Genomic DNA, 20,830 nt, shown 5'->3' with positions numbered 1-20,830 from the left:
AACCTCCAGTTTTTGGCAATATTTTTGTGCAATCGCAGCAAATAGTTAAACGGCAACATATACTTGGTTAGCACATTTATACAAGCCAAGTACATACATTCGTGCATGTATGTATAATAGCAGGATTCCGGCTGCTCGAACGCCTTCCGCCTGTTTCCAGTTAAACAGCCGCCGGTGCAGCAAAGCAATTATTTATATATCCTATGTCCTTTCCAGTAACACAGTCACCTGTCAGATTTGCAGTCTTTCCTCAATTACCGTGCGAGAATTTTATGAATTCAGTTAGCTCTATCAGTCGTCTCACGCGTATCACCCTGGCTGTCGCGGTATTGTCCGCGGTCGCTGCCTGCGGCAAAAAGCCGGACGCCCAAGGTGCGCCGCCCCCAGCCGGTGTTTCCATCATCACTATCGCACCGGAACGGCTGGCTCTCACAACCGAATTGCCTGGCCGCCTGGAAGCCACCCGCATCGCGCAGATCGGCGCCCGCGCCGCCGGCATCGTGCTCAAGCGCACTTTCCGCGAAGGCAGCGACGTCAAGGCCGGACAGACTCTGTACCTGATCGATCCGGCGCCGCTGCGCGCGACCTACGACAGTGCGCAGGCAACGCTGGCCAAGGCTGAAGCAAATCTGACCACCGCTACACTGAAAGCCCAGCGCTACAAGCCGCTGGTCGAAGTGAATGCCGTCAGCAAGCAGGATTACGACGATACCGTGGCGGCGCAGAAGCAAGCCGCGGCAGATGTCGCTGCTGCCAAGGCCGCACGCGAAACCGCCCGCCTGAACCTGGGCTACGCCACTGTCACCTCGCCGATTTCCGGCCGCATCGGCAAGGCGCTGGTGACCGAAGGCGCGCTGGTCGGCCAAGGCGAAGTCACCCAGCTGGCAACCGTGCAGCAGATCGATCCGATCTACGTCAACCTGACCCAGTCCAGCACCGACATCCTGAAACTGCAGGAAGCGATGCGCAACGGCCAGCTGCAAAGCGCGGGCCAAGGACAAGCCAAGGTCAGCCTGGAAACCGAGGACGGCCACGCCTACCCGCAAGCAGGCAAGCTGCTGTTTTCCGACCTGACGGTGGATCCGAATACCGGCTCCGTCACTTTGCGCGCCGAGTTCCCGAATCCGGACCACAGCCTGCTGCCAGGCATGTACGTGCGCGCCAAGCTGGAGCAGGCTGTCAATGGCGCTGCCCTGACCGTGCCGCAACAGGCGGTCCAGCGCGACCTCAACGGCGCTTCGGTGTTCCTGGTGGGTGCTGACAACAAGGTAGCAGTACAGCCGGTGAAAGCCGATACCGCACAAGGCGACAAATGGATCGTCACCGAAGGCTTGAAAGCTGGCGACAAGGTCATCGTCGATGGTTTGCAAAAGGTGAAACCGGGCGCAGTGGTCAATCCATCGCCTTGGAAACCGGCTGCCGCTGCAGCAAACGCAGCCGCATCCGCCGCTCCGCAAGCTGATTCAACCGCTAAATAAGGAGCCTACTGATGGGCAAGTTTTTCATCGACCGCCCCGTGTTTGCGTGGGTGCTCGCCGTATTCATCCTGCTCGGGGGTGCTCTGGCGATCACGCAATTACCGGTGGCCCAGTATCCTTCGATTGCACCGCCGACGATTGTCGTCAGCGCAGCCTATCCCGGCGCGACCGCGCAAACCATCGACGATAGCGTTACCAGCCTGATCGAACAGGAAATGAACGGCGCCGACGGCTTGCAGTACATCGAGTCGCAAAGCCAGGCCGACGGCTCGGTCGCGATCACCGTGACGTTTTCGCCGGAAACCAACGCCGACCTGGCCGCAGTGGATGTGCAGAACCGCCTGAAACGGGTGGAAGCACGGCTGCCTGCGGTAGTGACGCAGAACGGCGTGCAAGTCACCAAGTCGCGCAGCAACTTCCTGATGTTCATCGGTCTTTCGTCGACCGACGGCAAACTCGACCCGATCGCGCTGGGCGACTATCTGTCGCGTAACGTGCTCAATGAGATCAAGCGCGTGCCAGGCGTCGGCCAGGCCCAGCTGTTTGGCACCGAACGCGCCATGCGCATCTGGATCGACCCGGCCAAACTGGTTGGCCTGAACCTGACCCCGGCCGATGTCACCGCCGCCATCAGCGCGCAAAATGCGCTGGTCGCCGGCGGTACGCTGGGCGATCTGCCTAGCCCTGGCAGCCAGCAGATTTCTGCCACCGTGGTCGCCACCGGCCAGCTGAATACCGTCGAACAGTTCGGCAAGATCCAGCTGCGCGCCAATTCGGACGGCTCCATCGTCCGCCTGCGCGATGTTGCGCGTATCGAAATCGGCGGCCAGTCTTACGCCACCGCCGGTCGCCTCGACGGCAAGCCGACTTCTTTCGTCGGCGTGCAGCTGTCGCCTACCGCCAACGCCCTGGGCACAGCGACAGCAGTCAAAGCCAAGATGAAAGAGCTGTCCAAGTACTTCCCGGCCGGCGTCCAGTACGAGATCCCTTACGACACTTCGAAATTCGTCAAGATTTCGATTGAAGAAGTGGTCAAGACCCTGGTGGAAGCGATCATCCTGGTGTTCCTGGTGATGTACCTGTTCCTGCAAAACATCCGCTATACCCTGATTCCTACCGTCGTGGTTCCGGTGGCGCTGATGGGTACTTTTGCCACGCTGCTGCTGTTCGGCTTCTCGATCAACGTCCTCACCATGTTCGGCATGGTGCTGGCGATCGGTATCCTGATCGACGATGCGATCGTCGTGGTGGAAAACGTCGAGCGCATCATGAGCGAAGAAGGCTTGTCGCCGCGCGAAGCAACCCGCAAGGCCATGGGCCAGATTACCGGCGCGCTGATCGGTATCACCCTGGTGCTGATCGCGGTGTTCATCCCGATGGCATTCTTCAGCGGCGCGGTGGGCGCGATCTATCGCCAGTTCTCACTGTCGATGGTGGCTTCCATGGTGTTCTCGGTATTGATGGCATTTACGCTGACGCCGGCGCTGTGCGCCACCATCCTGAAACCGGTGGAAAAAGGCCATCATCACGAGAAAAAGGGCTTCTTCGGCTGGTTCAACCGCAAGTTCAACGCGACCACCAACCGCTATCAAGGCGTCGTCGCCGGTATGCTGAACAAGACCGTCCGCTACCTGCTGGTATATGGCGCCATCCTGATCTGCGTGGGGTTGCTGTACACGCGCCTGCCGGCATCTTTCCTGCCGGCCGAAGACCAGGGCTACATCATCACCAACGTGCAGTTGCCTGCCGGCGCCAGCAGCAACCGCACCCTGGAAGTGATCAAGCAGATCGAAGCGTATTACGCGAAACTACCTGCGGTGGCCAATGTGGTGGCGATTACCGGCTTCAGCTTCTCCGGCAACGGCCAGAATGCCGGCCTGGTGTTCACGCCGCTGAAAGACTGGAGCCTGCGCGGACCTGGCGAATCGGCCGATGCGATCGCCGGCAAGGCGTTCGGCGCGTTCTCGCAGATCAAGGACGCCATCGTCTATCCGCTGAATCCGCCGCCTATCCCGGAACTGGGCAACGCCACCGGCTTCACCTTCCGCCTGCAAGACCGTTCGGGACAAGGACATGCCGCGTTGACCGCGGCGCGTAACCAGATGCTCGGCATGGCAGCGCAAAGCAAGATCCTGGCCGGAGTACGTCCTGAAGGCCTGGAAGACTCGCCGCAGCTGCAGCTCAACATCGACCGTGACAAGGCCAATGCGCTGGGCGTTTCGTTCAGCGCCATCAACAGCACGCTGTCGACTGCGCTCGGTTCTTCCTACGTCAATGACTTCCCGAACCAGGGCCGCCAGCAACGCGTGATCGTGCAAGCCGATGCGAAGCAACGCCTGCAACCGGAAGACCTGGCCAGGCTGTATGTCAAGAACACCCAGGGCACCATGGTGCCGTTCTCGTCCTTCACCACCTCCGAATGGATCAAGGGTCCGGTGCAGCTGACGCGCTACAACGGCTATCCGGCGATGAAGATCTCCGGCGGCGCCTCGCCTGGCCATAGCACCGGCGAAGCGATGGATGAAATGGAAGCGCTGACCGCCAAGCTGCCGCCAGGCTTCGGCTTCGAATGGACCGGCCAGTCGCTGGAAGAAAAAACTTCCGGTTCGCAAGCGCCGATGCTGTACCTGCTGTCGCTGATCGCCGTATTCCTGGTGCTGGCGGCGTTGTATGAAAGCACGTCGATTCCGCTGGCGGTGATGCTGGTGGTGCCGCTGGGTATTCTCGGCGCGCTGCTGGGCGTCACCTTGCGCGGCATGCCGAACGACGTCTACTTCAAGGTCGGGATGATTACCGTGGTCGGCTTGTCGGCCAAGAACGCGATTCTGATCATCGAATTCGCCAAAGACCTGCAGGCTGAAGGCAAGGGCCTGATCGAAGCAACGCTGGAAGCAGTCCACCTGCGTTTCCGGCCGATCCTGATGACCTCGTTTGCGTTCATCCTCGGCGTGTTGCCGCTGGCAATCAAGACCGGCGCCGGTTCAGGCAGCCAGCGCGCTATCGGTACCGGCGTCATGGGCGGCATGATCACGGCGACTGTACTGGCGGTGTTCCTGGTGCCGGTGTTCTTCGTGGTGGTGCGCAGTTTCTTCAAAGGCAGCGAGCGCCAGCAAAGGCTGCACGATGCAAACAAAAAAATAGATGTGGAGAGTCAGCATGTTTAATATGACCATTGCTGCGTCATTGCCCAAGAACCTGACCGGCGCCCTGCTGCTGGCAGGCGTGCTCTCGGGTTGCACCATGGCGCCGACCTACGTGCGGCCGGAGGCGCCGGTCGCCGGCAGCTATCCGGCTGCGGCCGACGGCAAGGCGCAATACGATGCGGTGGAACTCGGCTGGCGCGAATTTTTCCCGGATCAGCGCCTGCAGGCGCTGATCGCATCCGCGCTGGAAAACAATCGTGACCTGCGTACCGCTGCCTTGAACATCGAGGAAGCACGGGCGCAGTACGACATCACTGCATCCGACGCCCTGCCTCACTTCAATGGCAACTTCAGCCGTACCCGTGGCCGCACAGCCGCGGATCAGCTGGTTCCCGGCCAGCCTGCGGTCGGCACCGCCTACCAGGTCGGCTTGAACATGACGGCTTTCGAGCTGGATTTCTTCGGCCGCATACGCAGCCTGAAAGATGCCGCCCTGGCGAGCTACCTGGCGACGGAAGAAGCACGGCAATCGGCGCAAATCAGCCTGATTTCGCAAGTCGCCCAGGCTTACCTGACGGAACAGTCGTTTGCCGAACAGCAGCAGCTGGCGCAGCAGACGTTGGACAGCCGCCTGGACGACTACAAGCTGGACAAGATGCGTTTCGATGTCGGCGCTTCATCGGCGCTCGACCTGCGCAACTCGGAAACGCTGGTGCAGTCAGCACGCATATCGCTGGCCACGCTGGCGCGTCAGCGCGGCCAGGCTACCAATGCCCTGGTGCTGCTGGTCGGCAAACCGCTAGGCGAACTGCCGGCGTCGCAATCGCTGTCGGATGAAAAGATCGTCAGCGAAATCCCCGCCGGGCTGCCGTCCGACTTGCTGAACCGCCGCCCGGATATCCGCCAGGCAGAGCAGCAGCTGCGCTCGGCCAACGCGAATATCGGCGCCGCCCGCGCCGCCTTCTTCCCGACCATTTCACTGACAGCCGGGATCGGCAATTCCAGCAGCTCGCTGGGCAGCCTGTTCTCGGCCGGCAGCCGTACCTGGTCGTTCGTGCCGCAATTGACGCTGCCGATCTTTGAAGGCGGACGCAACCGCGCCAACCTGTCGCTGAGCGAGATCCGCAAGAATCTGGCGATTGCCAGCTACGAAAAGACTATCCAGAGCGCATTCAGGGAAGTATCCGATGCGCTGGTCGCGCGCAGTACGCTGGATGAGCAGCTGGCAGCGCAGGATGCTTTCGTCAAGGCTCAGGAAGAGCGTGTGAAACTGACTGATCTGCGCTACAAGAACGGCATCGCCAGCTCCACCGACCGCCTCAATGCGCAGCGCGACCTGTTCTCGGCGCAGCAAGCCTTGATCCAGACGCGGCAACTGCGCTTGAACAATGCGATCGATCTGTATCGCTCGCTGGGTGGCGGCTTGAATGAAAATACCGTCGCGGCGGCGAAATCCTGACCTGGGTTGAGCCAACGCACTGATGTAAAAAAAACGCCGCACTTGTGCGGCGTTTTTACTGGGCGCTTCCGTTTCAATGCAGACGAACGGAAAAGAATACGGCGCCAGCGTCGGGAACGATTCTTAGCTGTTCGCGCTGTTCACTGCGGCAGCCAGGAAACCTTCTGCAAGGGCCATCTGCCTAAAATGGAATAAGGAAGATTCTGGCCAATATGGCGATGCAGCAACACGAATTCCTGCACCGTCCACTCTACCGCTGCCACCGCATGGCTGGGGACTCGCTCGGGCTCATACAGCAAGGTCACATGAGGCGTCATGCTTGCTGGAATCCCCTTAAAGCCGAAACGGCGCAGCCTGCCTGCCAGACGTTGATGCAGAGTCTCCAAACCGATAACGCCCTCGTCGCCGCAAAGAACAATGGGATAATTTCCTGACACGCTCGATTTGTTACGAAAGGTCTGGACATGGTCGAACCGGACTCTAAACGCCGTCTGCTCAATCTGTGAAGCGGCGCCAGCCGCGGCAGCGAGCAGATCATGCGGCAGTCCCAGATACTCGCCCAGGATCGCAAGGGTAATGTGCAACTGTCCTGCATGAATCGCGGCGCCGTGCAGGTCATGTTCAAGGCGCAAGGCATGAGTAAGCTGTTCAATGCGCGCAGCAGCGGGCTTCTCCGGTAAAACGGCAAAAAGCAAGCGGTCTGTCGGTTTTTGCGAGGAATCGAAACCGGCCAACGATGTCTTTCCGGTAGACATGCAATGGGTTTTCCTTCAAAAATCTGCTTCTTCACAGATTACCGGAAAACACGGTTTTGATCGCAGATGGACGCTTAATCCGCGTTGTCGGATTGATACCGATGCAGCCAACGCACATCAGCTGGCCGCCGCGACCTCGCCAGCTTGCTGTGACTGGCCTGAGCGGATCTTGAACCACAAGATCCCCAGCCACTCATGCAAGGCGTAATCGCTGCGATACATGCCTTTCCCGGACGGCAAGAAACTCCTGAGGGTAAGCCGCTCGTGGCTAAAAAATATGGTCGGCGCAATCACCACCTCGAGTCCAGCCTGCGCGAACATCATCTGCGCGCGCGGCATGTGTAAGGCGTCCGTAACCAGCAGGATTTTCCTGACGCCGGCCTGCTGCAGAATGACGGCAGAGAATTTCGCATTCTGGGCAGTATCGTCCGATGCTTCTTCTCGCCATTTTACCGGCACCGCAAAATCTTCCTGCAAGCTATTTGCCATCAGCACGGCTTCCGACACGCGCGAACCATCCGGCATGCCGCCGGATACCAATACAGGCAAACCGGTCTGGCGCTGCAACTTGGCGCCATAACGCAAGCGCGCAAGCGTCTGATAATTGGGTATATCCTCGCCGCCATATTCAGGGGCGTTGCTGATGCGGCCTCCCCCCAATACGACAATTGCCTGTGCGCCGCCGGTTGCGCCCGCTTCCAATGCCGGCACTCGCCGCTCGAGCGGTCCAGCCAGCAGCAAAGTCCCCACTTCCGTACTCAGCACGAAAAGCAATAGCAAAGAGGCGAAACTGACGACGATGCCAACGCTAGGATAGCTACGTCGCAATAACATGCCCACGACGCACAGCAAGATCAGGCTGGCAGGCAAAAGCAGCAAGCTGCTGATTACTTTGGTAGCAATGACAGTTGCGTTCATGTTCAGCCAACCTTGATAAATGGCGTCAGCAACGCCACGGTGCGCGCAGTAGCCCCGCGATGTTGCCGCGCGAAATGGACGGCATGCTCACCCATCGCTAGCCGTTGCGAGTCGTTCTGCAACAGATGAAAGGCTGCATCCAGCATATTGTCGACGTCGCTCACTCGTTGCGCGGCGCCGGCAGCGATCGCCTGTTCGGTGATATCGGAAAAATTGAAAGTATGCGGACCGATCAATACCGGTTTGCCGACCGCGAAAGCTTCGATCAGGTTCTGTCCGCCCATCGGCAGCAGGCTGCCGCCGATGAAAGCCGCATCGCACATGGCGTAATAGGCGAACATCTCACCCATCGAATCGCCTACCAATACCTTGACCCGGGCCGGCACCGGCTGCTTGTCCATGCTGCTGCGACGCCATGGCGACAAGCCTTTCGCCTCCGCCATGGCGGCCACTTCGTCAAAGCGCTGCGGATGGCGCGGCACGATCACTACCAGCAAATCGGCCGGCAGCAAACTGACGTTGGCGGGATTCTGCAAACGCCTGGACAATCCCTCCAGGATCAATTCTTCCTCACCCTCGCGGGTGCTGGCACACAGCAGCACCGCGCGGTGGCCGATCTGCTCCCGCAGCGCAGCGCCAAGCGCCAGCAAACCCGGCGACGGCGTGACGTCGAATTTCAGGTTGCCGGTAATCTGCACATTGCCACCGCCGAGCTGGCGTAAGCGTCCGGCGTCCGCATCGGTTTGCGCGCCAACGCAAGACATGCCGCCGGCTGCTTCTGTCATCAGCGTCGCAAAGCGCTTGCCGCGCCGCAGGGAGCGCTCTGAAAGGCGCGCGTTGACCAGCGCCACCGGCACCTTGTAGCGTCCGCACTGGACGATCAGGTTCGGCCACACTTCGGTTTCCATCAGCACGCACAGGCAAGGAGAAAAATGGCGCAGGAAGCGGCCCACCATCCAGCCGGTGTCATAAGGGAGAAAAGATTGCAGCACGCGCGGCGACCGCCCGAACAATTGCTTGCCGGTCTCGCGTCCGGTCGCCGTCATGTGCGTCAGCACAATCGCGTGCTCGGGATAGGCGTCGAGCAAAGCCTTGATCAAGGGTTCGGCCGCGCGCGTCTCGCCCACCGAGACGGCATGCACCCAGATAAATTTACCCGCGGCCAGCTGCGGCGCCAGCGGCGGGTAAAAACCGATACGCTCTGCCACATGCTGGCGGTAGCCCGGCTCCTTGCCGCCACGCCGCCACAAGCGCAGCAATACCATCGGCATCGCCAGCCACCACACTGCGGAATACAGCAAACGGATGCGCCAGGCCCGGCCTGCATCAAAACCCGATGCAGCCTTCATTCGGTCAGCACGCGGCCGGTCAGGCGGCGCAGGATCGCCAGCGGGCTGGCGCCCGGGTCGTATTGCTTGGCTGCCGGCAGATGCAAGGTTTGTTCCATCATGTACTGGCCGGCCATGACCGCGTGCGGCGTCTGGTCGGAAAAACACACCCACACCGATCCGGCGGCAAACGGCTGCGTCACTTGCGGACCGTTTTTCTGATAGTCCGGATCGGATTTCATGGCGTCGTGCAGCTGCAGCATCAGATGATCGTATTCGCTGCGCAAGGATTTGGTGATGTGCAGGGCATTCAGCGCCTGCGCCTGCCAGCGCGAATAGCTTTTTACGCGCGGCAGGAAACGCTGTGCGACATCTTCGAACGGTTCGCCGACACGCCAGACGCGCGGCACGCCATCCGGATTGACGTTGGCAAACACGCGCAGGATGCGCTCGCCGTAATTCGGGCGCGACGGGAAAGCATCGACATGCAGGCGACGGTCATCGGCGCGCCAGGACTGGGCGCGGGTTTCCACCTGCATCGGCCGGTAGCTGGTGGGCGCCATGCGCAACTCGCTGCGGCTATCGGCATAGGCCGGCAGCAAGGAATAAATCAGTTGCTGCGCCTGGCTGCGGAAACGTCCGATCATCTGGGCCAGCGCGGCCTGATCGGCGGCATCGCCCAGCGCCCCCTTGAGCTTGCCGTTGGCGTCGAGGCTGATATTGCGGCTTTTAGGGTCGCGGATTGCCGGCGTCAGGAAGCGCTGTTCGTCGGCAGTGAAGGCAAAGCTCAGATGGGGAAAGTACAGTACTTTTCCAGCCTCCAGTGCGGAAATCCAGGCTGAGTTGGGTGTGCTGATCTGCCAGTCGGCAATATCGATTTCGATGATTTGTTGTTCCATGGCCGTATTATGCCGCGTTGCAATGACGGCGTGAACCACAGCTTCTATCGACCTGCATTATAATTATCAAATAATTAATTTAAGGATATTTTATCAACTCGTATTGAACGCGTTGACGCTGCAGGGACGCTACATTTCGCTCTGTTGGCAAACAATAATCCATCCTATAATAAAACAGCATGTTCCGAACGTTGTGGCATTACTGCACAAAGAGAGGTCTACCCATGGTTCACATGTCGCGGCGCCAGTTCCTTAAAACGACTGGCGCTACCCTGGCAGGCTCGAGCCTGGCGCTCATGGGATTTTCGCCGGCGCCCGCGCTGGCCGAAGTCCGCAACTATAAGCTGGCGCGCAGTGTCGAAACCCGCAACACCTGCCCCTACTGCTCTGTCAGTTGCGGAATCCTGATGTACAGCCTCGGCGACGGCGCCAAGAATGCCAAAGCCAGCATCTTTCATATCGAAGGCGATCCGGACCATCCGGTCAACCGCGGCACGCTTTGCCCCAAGGGCGCCTCCCTGCTGGATTTCGTGCACAGTCCCAGCCGCCTGCAGTTCCCCGAATACCGGGCGCCGGGCTCGAAGGAATGGAAACGCATGTCGTGGGACGACGCGCTGAGCCGCATCGCCACCCTGATGAAACAGGACCGCGACGCCAATTTCGTGGAAAAGACGCCGGAAGGCCTGACTGTCAACCGCTGGCTGACCACAGGCATGCTGGCAGCGTCAGCCAGCAGCAATGAAGTCGGCTACCTGACCCACAAAACCATGCGCAGCCTCGGGCTGCTGGCGTTCGACAACCAGGCGCGTGTCTGACACGGTCCGACGGTGGCAGGTCTTGCCCCGACGTTTGGCCGTGGAGCGATGACGAATCATTGGGTCGATATCAAGAATGCGGATGTAATACTGATCATGGGCGGCAATGCGGCCGAGGCCCATCCATGCGGCTTCAAATGGGTGACCGAAGCGAAGGCGCATAACAAGGCGAAACTGATCGTGGTCGATCCGCGCTTTACGCGCTCGGCCTCGGTAGCGGATTTCTATGCGCCGATCCGCACCGGCACCGACATCATTTTCCTTGGCGGCGTCATCCGCTACCTGCTGGAAAAGGATCAAATCCAGCACGAATACGTCAAGAACTACACTGACTTCAGCTTCATCGTGCGCGAAGACTTTACCTTTGACGACGGGATTTTCTCGGGCTACAACGCGGACAAGCGCAACTACAGCAAGAACACCTGGGATTACGAGCTGGGCGAGGACGGTTTCGTCAAGACCGATCCGACTCTGGCGCATCCGCGCTGCGTGTTCAACCTGATGAAGCAACACTACGAGCGCTATACGCCGGAAATGGTGGAAAGCGTATGCGGCACGCCCAAGGATAAATTCCTGAAAGTGTGCGAGATGCTGGCCTCCACCGCTTCGCCGACGCGTGCCGGCACTATCCTGTACGCGCTCGGCTGGACCCAGCACTCGATCGGCTCGCAGATCATCCGCACCGGCGCCATGGTGCAGCTGCTGCTTGGCAATATCGGCATCGCCGGCGGCGGCATGAACGCCCTGCGCGGCCACTCGAATATCCAGGGGCTGACCGATCTGGGGCTGATGACCAACCTGCTGCCGGGCTATATGACCTTGCCGTCGGAATCCGAGCAGGATTTCGGCAAGTACATCGCCGCCCGCGCCAGCAAGCCGCTGCGTCCCAACCAGCTGAGCTATTGGCAGAATTACGGAAAATTCCACGTCAGCCTGATGAAATCCTGGTGGGGCGATGCCGCCACCGCGGACAACAACTGGGCCTACGACTACCTGCCCAAGCTGGACAAGCCTTACGACATGCTGCAAGTGTTCGAGCTGATGAAGCAAGGCAAGGTCAACGGCTATATCGCACAAGGCTTCAACCCGCTGGCGGCAGCCCCGGACAAGGGCAAGATCGGCGCCAGCCTGGCCAAGCTGAAGTTCCTGGTGGTGATGGATCCGCTCGCCACCGAGACTTCCGAGTTCTGGAAGAACTATGGCGCGTTCAACGACGTCGACCCAAGCCAGATACAGACCGAAGTCTTCCGCCTGCCGACCACCTGCTTCGCCGAGGAAGAAGGTTCCCTGGTCAATTCCGGCCGCTGGCTGCAATGGCACTGGAAAGGCGCGGAGCCTCCGGGCGAAGCGCGCAGCGACCTGGAAATCATGTCGACCCTGTTTCTGAAAATGCGCAAGATGTATGCAGCGGATGGCGGCAAGTACCCCGATCCCATCGTCAAGCTGTCCTGGCCCTATGCCAATCCGGAAAGTCCGACCGCGGAAGAGCTGGCCAAGGAATACAATGGCCGCGCACTGAGCGACCTGGCCGATCCCAAGGATGCAAGCAAGATCGTGCGTAAGAAAAACGAGCAGGTGGCCGGCTTTGCCGAGCTGCGCGACGACGGCAGCACCGCCTGCGGCTGCTGGATCTTCGCCGGCTGCTGGACCGAAGCCGGCAACCAGATGGCGCGCCGCGACAACTCGGATCCGACCGGCATCGGCCAGACCCTCAATTGGTCGTGGGCCTGGCCGGCCAACCGCCGTATCCTGTACAACCGCGCCTCGTGCGACCTCAACGGCAAGCCGTTCGACGCCAGGCGCAAGCTGATCGGCTGGAACGGCCAGAAATGGGGCGGCGTCGACGTTCCCGATTTCAAGGTGGATGAAGCCCCGGCCGGCGGCATGGGCCCGTTCATCATGAACCCGGAAGGCGTGGCGCGCTTCTTTGCCCGCGCCGGCATGGCGGAAGGACCGTTCCCGGTACACTACGAACCGTTTGAAACGCCGGTCGGCTACAACCCGCTGTTCCCGAAGAATGCGGCCGCGACCAGCAATCCGGGCGCGCGCGTATTCCCTGACGACCGCGCCATGTTCGGCAAGGCCGATGCCTTCCCGCACATCGGCACCACCTACCGGCTCACCGAGCATTTCCATTACTGGACCAAGCACGCCCGCCTCAACGCCATCATCCAGCCCGAGCAGTTTGTCGAAATCGGCGAGGACCTGGCGAAGGAAGTCGGCGTGGTGGCCGGCGAGCGGGTCAAGGTCAGCTCGAAGCGCGGCCACATTGTCGCCGTCGCCGTGGTGACCAAGCGCATCAAGAAAATGACGATCGAAGGCAAACCTGTGCATCACGTCGGCATCCCGATCCACTGGGGTTTCAAGGGCCTGACCAAGCCGGGCTATCTCGCCAACACGCTGACGCCGGGTGTGGGAGATGGCAATTCGCAAACGCCGGAATTCAAGTCGTTCCTGGTCAAGGTTGAGAAGGCATAGGAGAAACCATGGCCCTGCAATCCCTAGATATCAAGCGCGTCTCCGCCACCACCACGGCCCCGCCCGGCGTGCGCGAACCGGTGACCGGCACTGTCGCCAAGCTGATCGACGTCACCAAATGCATAGGCTGCAAAGCCTGCCAGACCGCCTGCATGGAGTGGAACGACCTGCGCGACGAGGTCGGCGTCAATGTCGGCGTGCTCGACAATCCGCCCGACATGACGGAACACTCGTGGACCGTGATGCGCTTTTCGGAGTACGAAAATCCCGACGGCAACCTGGAATGGCTGATCCGCAAGGACGGCTGCATGCACTGCGAAGATCCCGGCTGCCTCAAGGCATGCCCGTCACCCGGCGCGATCGTCCAGTACAACAACGGCATCGTCGATTTTCATGAAGAAAACTGCATCGGCTGCGGTTACTGCGTGACCGGTTGTCCGTTCGATGTGCCGCGCATTTCGAAGAAAGACAACAAGGCCTACAAGTGCACGCTGTGCTCGGACCGGGTCGCCGTCGGCCAGGAACCGGCCTGCGTCAAGACCTGCCCGACCGGCGCCATCGTCTTCGGCACCAAGGAAGACATGAAGGAGCACGCGGCGGAACGCATCGTCGACCTCAAGGAACGCGGCTTTGCCCAGGCCGGCTTGTACGATCCGCCGGGCGTGGGCGGCACCCATGTGATGTATGTGCTGCACCATGCCGACAAGCCGTCGCTGTATCACGGCTTGCCGGACAATCCGCGCATCAGCCCCTTGGTCTCGCTGTGGAAAGGCGCGGCCAAGCCATTGGCGCTGGCCGGTATCGCACTGACCGCGCTGGCCGGCTTCTTCCATTACATCAAGGTCGGCCCGAACGAAGTCACGGATGAAGACAAGGCCGTGGAAAAGGAAGAAACCGACGCCTCCAAGCGCGCCGCTCTGCTGACGTCGCCCGAGAACAATGCGAACGATCCCAACATCAACGCACAGGATCTGCCACCATGAACAAGCACCAGCGAGATGCAGACAAAGACAAGATCGTCCGTTACAACGCCGGCGAACGCATCAATCACTGGCTGGTCGCCATCACTTTCGTGGTGCTGGCGCTGTCGGGCCTGGCCCTGTTCCATCCGGCGATGTTCTGGCTCAATTTTGTGCTGGGCGGCGGCCCCTGGACCCGCATCCTGCATCCCTTCATCGGGCTGCTGATGTTTGTCTTCTTTACGCTGCTGGCGCTGCGTTTCTGGCGCCATAACCTGGTCGAGAAAAATGACATTACCTGGCTGAAAAACGTCGGCGACGTCATCAACAACCGCGAAGAAAACCTGCCGCCGGTGGGACGCTACAACGGTGGGCAGAAGCTGTTGTTCTGGGTAATGCTCGCCTGCATGGCTGGCTTGCTGCTGTCCGGCATCGTCATCTGGCGCGCCTGGTTCTCCTGGCTGTTCCCTATCTTTGTGATCAGGCTTGCGGTGGTGCTGCACGCGCTGTGCGGCTTTGTCCTGATCGCGGGCATCGTGGTGCATATCTATGCCGCCATCTGGGTCAAAGGAACAGTCGGCGCCATGACGCGCGGCACGGTCAGCCGAGCCTGGGCGCGCAAGCATCATGCGGACTGGTACAGAAAAATGACCGGGGAGTAAAATTAACCATGCGAATCTTGCAGGATAATTAAGCTACATTAGCAACTTGCGCATCAAAAGGTAATTCACGAAAATAAACAGCGGCATGCTTTTCCGCGATTTCCGCGGTTGCCGATTGCTGCGAAAAAAGGAACTACCTTGCAACGTATCCTTGAACCAGGCGAAATCGAAGCGCTGGATCACAACGCGATTCCGCGCATCCGGCTGCCGCAGCGCGCCAGTATTTTCAGCGACCGCGCGCGGCGCCTGAAACAGCTGGCGGCAGGCAATCCTATCGGCGACTACCTGAACCTGATGGCATCGCTGGCGCAGGCCCAGCAACAGGCATTGAACGACCTGAGCGGCGAACCGGACAGCCATGCCCGCGGCCAGGCGCGCCACAACCTGGCCCAAGCGCATCTGCTGCCGCTGATCCTGGCGACAGACCAGGTACGCAGCCCGCATTGGCAGACAGTGCTGGATCAGTTGCTGGAGCAGCTGGCAAAAGTCAGCGGCCTGCCGCCGACGCTGATGCAACTGATAGAGCGCATCCGGCAAACCGGCGCCAACCAGCGCGACAGCCAGGCCGAAGCCATCTTGCGGCGCAATAATGAAATCGTCGATCCGGCCAGCGCCCCGTTCTACGTCGCCGCCCTGCAGGTGATCTGCAGCGATCTGGTGACGCGTTTTGATGTCCGCGACGTGCCATTGCTGGACACGCCGGGCTTGTGTCCCTGCTGCGGTTCCATGCCGGTTGCCAGCGTGGTGCGGATGGATGGCCAGTCGCAAGGCCATCGTTACCTGCAATGCGGCATGTGCGCCGCCGAATGGCATATGGTGCGCATCAAATGCGCGTACTGCGATTCCACCAAAGGCATCGCTTATCAATCCATAGAAGACGAGCAGGCTGCCGGCGCGGCCGCCATCAAGGCGGAAACCTGCGATGAATGCCATAGCTGGCTGAAGATTTTTTACCAGGAAAAAGATCCTTACATAGAACCCGTTGCGGACGACCTGGCCAGCCTGACGCTGGATCTGCTGATGGGTGAAACCGTTTATGCGCGGCGTCAGGGCAATCCCTTGCTGTGGCAAGCGGCGGAGGACTGAATGCGCGCCACGAACCCGCTCAGCAGTCCGCCGCTGGCTTCAGCCAGCGGCATTCCCTCGGTGGACCGGGTTCTGAATCTGCCGCAGTTCAAGCCTTTGCTGGCGCAATATGGGCGCACCCAGGTAACCGCCGCGGTGCGCAAGCATCTGGATGGACTCAGGGCCCAAGCCGTGGCTGGCAAACTCGCAGTCATCGACATCGAGGACTTCCAGCTCTGCGCGTCGGTAGGGCAACAACTGACTGACGCCAGCCGCCTGCACCTGCGTGCGATGTTCAATCTCAGCGGCACCGTACTGCATACCAACCTGGGACGCGCGCTGCTGCCAGACGAAGCGGTGCAGGCCGTGGTCAGCGCCATGACCTCGCCCGGCAATCTCGAGTTCGACCTGGAGACCGGCGGCCGCGGCGACCGCGACAGCCTGGTGGAAGATATCTTGCGCGAACTCACCGGCGCGGAAGCCGTGACCGTCGTCAACAACAACGCCGCCGCAGTATTCCTGATGCTGAATGCGCTGGCGCAAAAGAAAGAAGTGATTGTCTCGCGCGGTGAACTGGTGGAAATCGGCGGCGCCTTCCGGGTGCCCGACATCATGCAGCGCGCCGGCGCAAAACTGGTCGAAGTCGGCAGTACCAACCGCACCCATCCTGCCGATTATGCCAACGCCATCAACTCCCGCAGCGCCATGCTGATGAAAGTCCATTGCAGCAATTACGCCATCAGCGGCTTCACCAGCAGCGTCGATGTCGCCGCGCTGGCGGAACTGGCGCGACCGCGCGGCGTAGCCGTGACGGTAGATCTTGGCAGCGGTACACTGCTTGACCTGACGCAATGGGGCTTGCCCAACGAAGCCACGGTGCGCGAAACCATCCGCCAGGGCGCCGACCTGGTGACCTTCAGCGGCGACAAGCTGCTGGGCGGGCCACAGTGCGGCATCATCGTCGGCCGCGCCGACCTGATAAGCCGCATCAAAAAAAATCCGCTGAAGCGTGCGCTGCGCGTCGGCAAGCTGACCCTGGCCGCACTGGAGCCGGTGCTGCGCCTGTATCTCGCGCCGGAATTCCTGGCCGAACGGCTTACCACCCTGCGCCTGCTGACCCGCCCGCAAGCGCAAATACGAGCACAGGCGGAACGCCTGTTGCCGGCGTTGCAGAAGGCGCTGGAAAACCGCTACACGGTGGCCGCTGAAGCCATGTTCAGCCAGATCGGCAGCGGCGCCTTGCCGGTCGACCAGCTGCCGAGCCACGGCTTGGTGCTGCGCGCCGACAATGCCGACGGCAAGCGCCACGGCCGCGCGCTCGACAGGCTGGAACGGGCGCTGCGGCAGCTGCCGCGGCCGGTGGTCGGACGCATCGCCAACGACGCCCTGTGGCTGGATTGCCGCTGCCTGGAACAACACGAGGAAGCCAGCTTCATCTCGCAACTGCAGGAATTGTCTCTATGATCGTCGGCACCGCCGGGCATATCGATCACGGCAAGACCACGCTGATCAAAGCGCTGACCGGCGTCAACACCGACCGTCTCAAGGAAGAACAGGAACGCGGCATATCGATTGAACTAGGCTACGCCTACACCGCGCTGCCGAATGGCGAGGTACTGGGGTTCATCGACGTTCCCGGCCACGAGCGCCTGGTGCACACCATGGTGGCCGGGGCCAGCGGCATCGATTTCGCACTGCTGGTGATCGCCGCCGACGACGGCGTCATGCCGCAGACACGTGAGCACCTGGAAATACTCCAGTGGCTGGGCGTCGATGCCGGCGCCGTTGCCCTGACCAAAATCGACCGTGTCGATGAGGCGCGCATTGCCGATGTCACCATTGAGATTGAAGCCCTGCTGGCGAGCAGCAGGCTGGCTGGCGTCCCGATATTCAACGTGGCGGCGCACCTGCCGCAAGATGCCGGAACCACGGCCCTGCAACAGCATCTGCATGCCGTAGCGCAAAGCATGCCGCCGCGCCGCGCCAATGGGCTGTTCCGGCTGGCGATAGACCGGGTGTTCACCCTGCCGGGACACGGCACGGTGGCTACCGGCACCGTTTTCTCCGGCCAGGTCCGCAGCGGCGATCATCTGACGCTGATGCCGGCCGGCGATACGGTGCGTGTGCGTAGCCTGCACGTACAAAACCGCCCCGCCGCCGCCGGCAGCGCCGGCCAGCGCTGCGCGCTCAACCTGAGCGGCATTGACAAGGACGCTATCAAACGCGGCGACTGGCTGGCGGATCCGCGCGCACTAACGCCGTCGACCCGGGTTGACGTCGCGTTGCAGCTGTCGGCCAGCGCCGGCCTGGTGCTGCGCAACCGTTCTCTCCTGCACGTCCATCTCGGCACCTCGCACCAGCTTGCACACGTCACCCTGCTGGAGGGGAATGCCCTGAACGCCGGCAATCGCTGCCGGGCGCAGCTGCAGTTTGAATCCGCCGTCTGCGCGACCCCAGGCGACCGTTTTATCGTCCGCAATGCGCAGGCCAACATGACAATCGGCGGCGGCCACGTACTCGATCCGACCGCGCCGGCCAGAAAGCGGCGCACACCGGAGCGGCAAGCCTGGCTTGATGCGATCGAGAAAATGCTGAGCGGCGCCGACCTCAAGGTATTGCTGCAAGCAACCTCGCCCGGCGGCTTGCGCCTGTCGACGCTGATGCAACTCAGCGGCTTGCCATCAGATGCCCTGCCTTTTCCGCCCGATGCGCAGACGATCGCGACCGGCTCACTGGAACAGGATAGATTTGTCATGCTGTCGACCCAATGGCAATCTCTGAAAGCATGTGCGGTCGACGCGCTCACGGATTTCCATGCGCGTTTTCCCGATGAGCAAGGCGTCGATGGCGGACGTCTGCGACGTATGGCGCAGCCGACGCTGGACACCGCGCTGTGGCTGGCGGTTCTGACATCTCTCATCGAGGACGGCACGATACGGCGTAGCGGTCCGTGGCTGCATCTGCCGCAGCATGCGGTAGCGCTGTCGGAAAGCGAACAGGCGCTGGCGACGCAACTGCTGGCCGCGCTTGCCGCCGCAGGTTTCGATCCGCCGTGGGTGCGCGACCTGGCACGGCTCCATTCCCTGCCTGAAGAACAAGTGCGCCAGTTGCTGCGCAAATTGCTGCGGCAAGGATCGGTTTATCAGATTGAGCGGGATCTGTTTTATCACCATGAACGCATGCGCGAACTGGCTGCGCTGATGGCCAGCCTGATTGCACAGCAAGAGACGGAGAGCAACGCTTCGGCTGCTGCCGGAGTGAGCGCTGCAAGCTGGCGCGACGCCACCGGCATCGGGCGCAAACGGGCGATACAGATCCTGGAATTTTTCGATCGCATAGGCTATACCCGCCGCCTGCGCGATGCGCACGTGTTGCGCGGCGGCGACCTGGACTGGTTCTGATGACGTAGAAATTGCGAATCAGGATAAGATAGCGCAGCAAGGAAGGCACACGTATCCGGTGATGCGGCCGGGCTTCAAACCCGGTGGGGGGTGCCAGTCACTCCCGGGTAGGTTCGACTCCTGCTGCCTTCCGCCAACGACCAGTGCCGCGTATTGTCGACGCCGCTCGTGCTTTGCCATCACGCATCGAATGTGCAGCTTTTCCAGTTCTCGCTGAAACTATGCAGAATTCATGTTGAGCGCCTTAGTCAGCACTTTGGCCACCTTGTCCTGTTGCGCCTCAGTGAGCCCGACCCATAGCGGCAAACGAATCAACTTTTCAGAAACCGAATCGGTAACAGAAAGATTCCCATGCGAGCGGCCATATTTTTGTCCGGCCGGAGAAGAATGCAGGGGCACATAGTGAAACACTGAAGATATATCGTTGCCCTTCAACTCCGCAAGGATAGCCAGCCGATCTACGTCCTCAGACAACAGAACATAGTACATATGCGCGTTGTGCTGGCACTCATTCGGCACTATTGGGCGACGCAAGAGGCCCTTGTCAGCCAGCGGCGCCATCAATGCGTGATAACGCTCCCAGCTGGCAAGGCGTTCTTGAGTAATGCGGTCCGCCTCCTCAAGTTGCGCCCACAAGAACGCTGCGACCAACTCGCCAGGCAAGAATGAAGAACCCACTTCCTTCCACGTATATTTATCCACTTCTCCGCGAAAGAATTGGCTACGATCGGTGCCCTTTTCTCGAATAATTTCGGCGCGCAACGCTAAATCCGCGTCATTCACAAGCAGACTGCCACCCTCACCGGAAATAACGTTCTTGGTTTCATGGAAACTATAAGCCCCCAGATCGCCGATGCTGCCCAGCGCGCGTCCTTTGTAGCTCGCCATTACACCTTGAGCCGCATCCTCCACCACTTTCAGGCCGTGGCGTCTGGCGATGTCCAAGATTGTATCCATTTCACAAGCCACTCCCGCGTAATGAACCGGCACGATCGCTCTCGTCCGAGAGGTGATCGCTGACTCTATGAGGCGCTCGTCAAGATTGAATGTGTCATCTCGGACATCCACAAACACCGGCACCGCGCCGCGCAATACAAAGGCATTTGCAGTCGATACAAAAGTAAATGACGGCATGATGACTTCGTCGCCCGGCTCAATATCCAACAACAGCGCCGCCATCTCAAGCGCTGCCGTGCATGAATGAGTCAACAGCACTTTAGCGCAACCACTGCGCTGTTCAAGCCATGCATGACAGCGTTTGGTGAAAGGTCCGTCTCCAGCCAGCCGCCCATTGAAATGGGATTCGGCGATATAGTAGAGTTCCTTGCCAGTCATGTGCGGCCAATTGAAGGGAATATGCTTTTCTGTCATTAGAGTAGTAATTATAAATTGACTGCTAGTGAATGAAGGTCAATCAACGGTCGATTGCCAAGCGGCTTGAATCGGAAGCACTGCTTCTAGAAGCTTAAG

Annotated in this window: 14 protein-coding genes and 1 tRNA gene; 10 read left to right on the top strand and 5 right to left on the bottom strand. The window is 60.5% G+C overall.

The annotated features are described in order from the left end of the window. The first annotated feature begins 272 nt into the window (after positions 1-272). From KHU30_RS22715 to KHU30_RS22705, 3 genes are read left to right on the top strand one after another with little or no spacing between them, the layout of a single operon-like run. Entirely contained in the window at positions 273-1,478 is a 1,206-nt protein-coding gene (locus KHU30_RS22715) for an efflux RND transporter periplasmic adaptor subunit (protein ID WP_211444877.1), read from the top strand. Between the two features lie 11 nt (positions 1,479-1,489). After that, a complete protein-coding gene (locus KHU30_RS22710) occupies positions 1,490-4,642 on the top strand; it encodes an efflux RND transporter permease subunit (RefSeq protein WP_211444876.1) in 3,153 nt (1,050 codons plus the stop codon). Continuing rightward, on the top strand, positions 4,635-6,080 hold the full coding sequence (locus tag KHU30_RS22705) for an efflux transporter outer membrane subunit (protein WP_211444875.1): 1,446 nt from the start codon (positions 4,635-4,637) through the stop codon (positions 6,078-6,080). Before KHU30_RS22710 ends, KHU30_RS22705 begins: the two co-directional genes overlap by 8 nt. 140 nt (positions 6,081-6,220) lie before the next feature. Here KHU30_RS22705 and KHU30_RS22700 read toward each other — a convergent pair whose 3' ends face one another. The 4 genes from KHU30_RS22700 to KHU30_RS22685 form a co-directional block, all read right to left on the bottom strand. Further along, positions 6,221-6,835 (bottom strand): 2'-5' RNA ligase family protein, encoded by a 615-nt coding sequence (locus KHU30_RS22700; RefSeq protein ID WP_211444874.1) that lies wholly within the window; start codon positions 6,833-6,835, stop codon positions 6,221-6,223. A gap of 117 nt (positions 6,836-6,952) precedes the next feature. Beyond that, on the bottom strand, positions 6,953-7,753 hold the full coding sequence (locus tag KHU30_RS22695; protein WP_211444873.1) for a YdcF family protein: 801 nt from the start codon (positions 7,751-7,753) through the stop codon (positions 6,953-6,955). A 2-nt stretch (positions 7,754-7,755) separates the two neighbouring features. Continuing rightward, complete coding sequence (gene waaA, locus KHU30_RS22690) at positions 7,756-9,060, bottom strand: lipid IV(A) 3-deoxy-D-manno-octulosonic acid transferase (RefSeq protein WP_211444899.1); 1,305 nt, start codon at positions 9,058-9,060, stop codon at positions 7,756-7,758. Positions 9,061-9,098: 38 nt separating this feature from the next. Continuing rightward, positions 9,099-9,980 carry a Kdo hydroxylase family protein gene (locus KHU30_RS22685; RefSeq protein WP_211444872.1) on the bottom strand — a complete coding sequence of 294 codons (882 nt, stop codon included), beginning with the start codon at positions 9,978-9,980 and terminating at the stop codon, positions 9,099-9,101. Between the two features lie 224 nt (positions 9,981-10,204). Here KHU30_RS22685 and fdnG point away from each other — a divergent pair, with 224 nt between their 5' ends. The 7 genes from fdnG (at position 10,205) to KHU30_RS22650 (ending at position 19,496) form a co-directional block, all read left to right on the top strand. Then, positions 10,205-13,273: a formate dehydrogenase-N subunit alpha gene (gene fdnG / locus KHU30_RS22680; protein WP_211444871.1), complete on the top strand. Its 3,069-nt coding sequence runs from the start codon at positions 10,205-10,207 to the stop codon at positions 13,271-13,273. Between the two features lie 8 nt (positions 13,274-13,281). Next, positions 13,282-14,256, top strand: coding sequence for a formate dehydrogenase subunit beta (fdxH, locus tag KHU30_RS22675; protein ID WP_211444870.1), 975 nt, complete (start codon positions 13,282-13,284; stop codon positions 14,254-14,256). Then, positions 14,253-14,894, top strand: coding sequence for a formate dehydrogenase subunit gamma (locus KHU30_RS22670; RefSeq protein ID WP_211444869.1), 642 nt, complete (start codon positions 14,253-14,255; stop codon positions 14,892-14,894). The genes fdxH and KHU30_RS22670 overlap by 4 nt, the downstream gene beginning before the upstream one ends. A gap of 138 nt (positions 14,895-15,032) precedes the next feature. Next, on the top strand, positions 15,033-15,980 hold the full coding sequence (gene fdhE, locus KHU30_RS22665) for a formate dehydrogenase accessory protein FdhE (protein WP_211444868.1): 948 nt from the start codon (positions 15,033-15,035) through the stop codon (positions 15,978-15,980). Beyond that, positions 15,981-17,423: an L-seryl-tRNA(Sec) selenium transferase gene (selA, locus tag KHU30_RS22660; RefSeq protein ID WP_211444867.1), complete on the top strand. Its 1,443-nt coding sequence runs from the start codon at positions 15,981-15,983 to the stop codon at positions 17,421-17,423. Next, positions 17,420-19,360 carry a selenocysteine-specific translation elongation factor gene (selB, locus tag KHU30_RS22655; protein ID WP_211444866.1) on the top strand — a complete coding sequence of 647 codons (1,941 nt, stop codon included), beginning with the start codon at positions 17,420-17,422 and terminating at the stop codon, positions 19,358-19,360. Before selA ends, selB begins: the two co-directional genes overlap by 4 nt. A 40-nt stretch (positions 19,361-19,400) precedes the next feature. Beyond that, a tRNA-Sec gene (locus KHU30_RS22650) sits at positions 19,401-19,496 on the top strand. 83 nt (positions 19,497-19,579) lie between these two features. Here the strand turns inward: KHU30_RS22650 and rffA are convergent. Next, positions 19,580-20,731, bottom strand: coding sequence for a dTDP-4-amino-4,6-dideoxygalactose transaminase (gene rffA, locus KHU30_RS22645; protein WP_211444865.1), 1,152 nt, complete (start codon positions 20,729-20,731; stop codon positions 19,580-19,582). Positions 20,732-20,830: the final 99 nt, after the last annotated feature.

This window comes from Collimonas humicola, assembly GCF_018304945.1.
Taxonomy (GTDB): Bacteria; Pseudomonadota; Gammaproteobacteria; order Burkholderiales; family Burkholderiaceae_D; genus Collimonas; species Collimonas humicola.
This window is presented reverse-complemented; position numbering and strand designations above follow the sequence as displayed.

Bases quoted from the DNA above. Each gene is read 5' to 3' on its own strand.
- KHU30_RS22715 (WP_211444877.1), top strand. From the start codon at position 273: ATGAATTCAGTTAGCTCTATCAGTCGTCTCACGCGTATCACCCTGGCT.
- KHU30_RS22710 (WP_211444876.1), top strand. From the start codon at position 1,490: ATGGGCAAGTTTTTCATCGACCGCCCCGTGTTTGCGTGGGTGCTCGCC.
- KHU30_RS22705 (WP_211444875.1), top strand. From the start codon at position 4,635: ATGTTTAATATGACCATTGCTGCGTCATTGCCCAAGAACCTGACCGGC.
- KHU30_RS22700 (WP_211444874.1), bottom strand. From the start codon at position 6,835: ATGTCTACCGGAAAGACATCGTTGGCCGGTTTCGATTCCTCGCAAAAA.
- KHU30_RS22695 (WP_211444873.1), bottom strand. From the start codon at position 7,753: ATGAACGCAACTGTCATTGCTACCAAAGTAATCAGCAGCTTGCTGCTT.
- KHU30_RS22685 (WP_211444872.1), bottom strand. From the start codon at position 9,980: ATGGAACAACAAATCATCGAAATCGATATTGCCGACTGGCAGATCAGC.
- fdxH (WP_211444870.1), top strand. From the start codon at position 13,282: ATGGCCCTGCAATCCCTAGATATCAAGCGCGTCTCCGCCACCACCACG.
- KHU30_RS22670 (WP_211444869.1), top strand. From the start codon at position 14,253: ATGAACAAGCACCAGCGAGATGCAGACAAAGACAAGATCGTCCGTTAC.
- selA (WP_211444867.1), top strand. From the start codon at position 15,981: ATGCGCGCCACGAACCCGCTCAGCAGTCCGCCGCTGGCTTCAGCCAGC.
- selB (WP_211444866.1), top strand. From the start codon at position 17,420: ATGATCGTCGGCACCGCCGGGCATATCGATCACGGCAAGACCACGCTG.
- rffA (WP_211444865.1), bottom strand. From the start codon at position 20,731: ATGACAGAAAAGCATATTCCCTTCAATTGGCCGCACATGACTGGCAAG.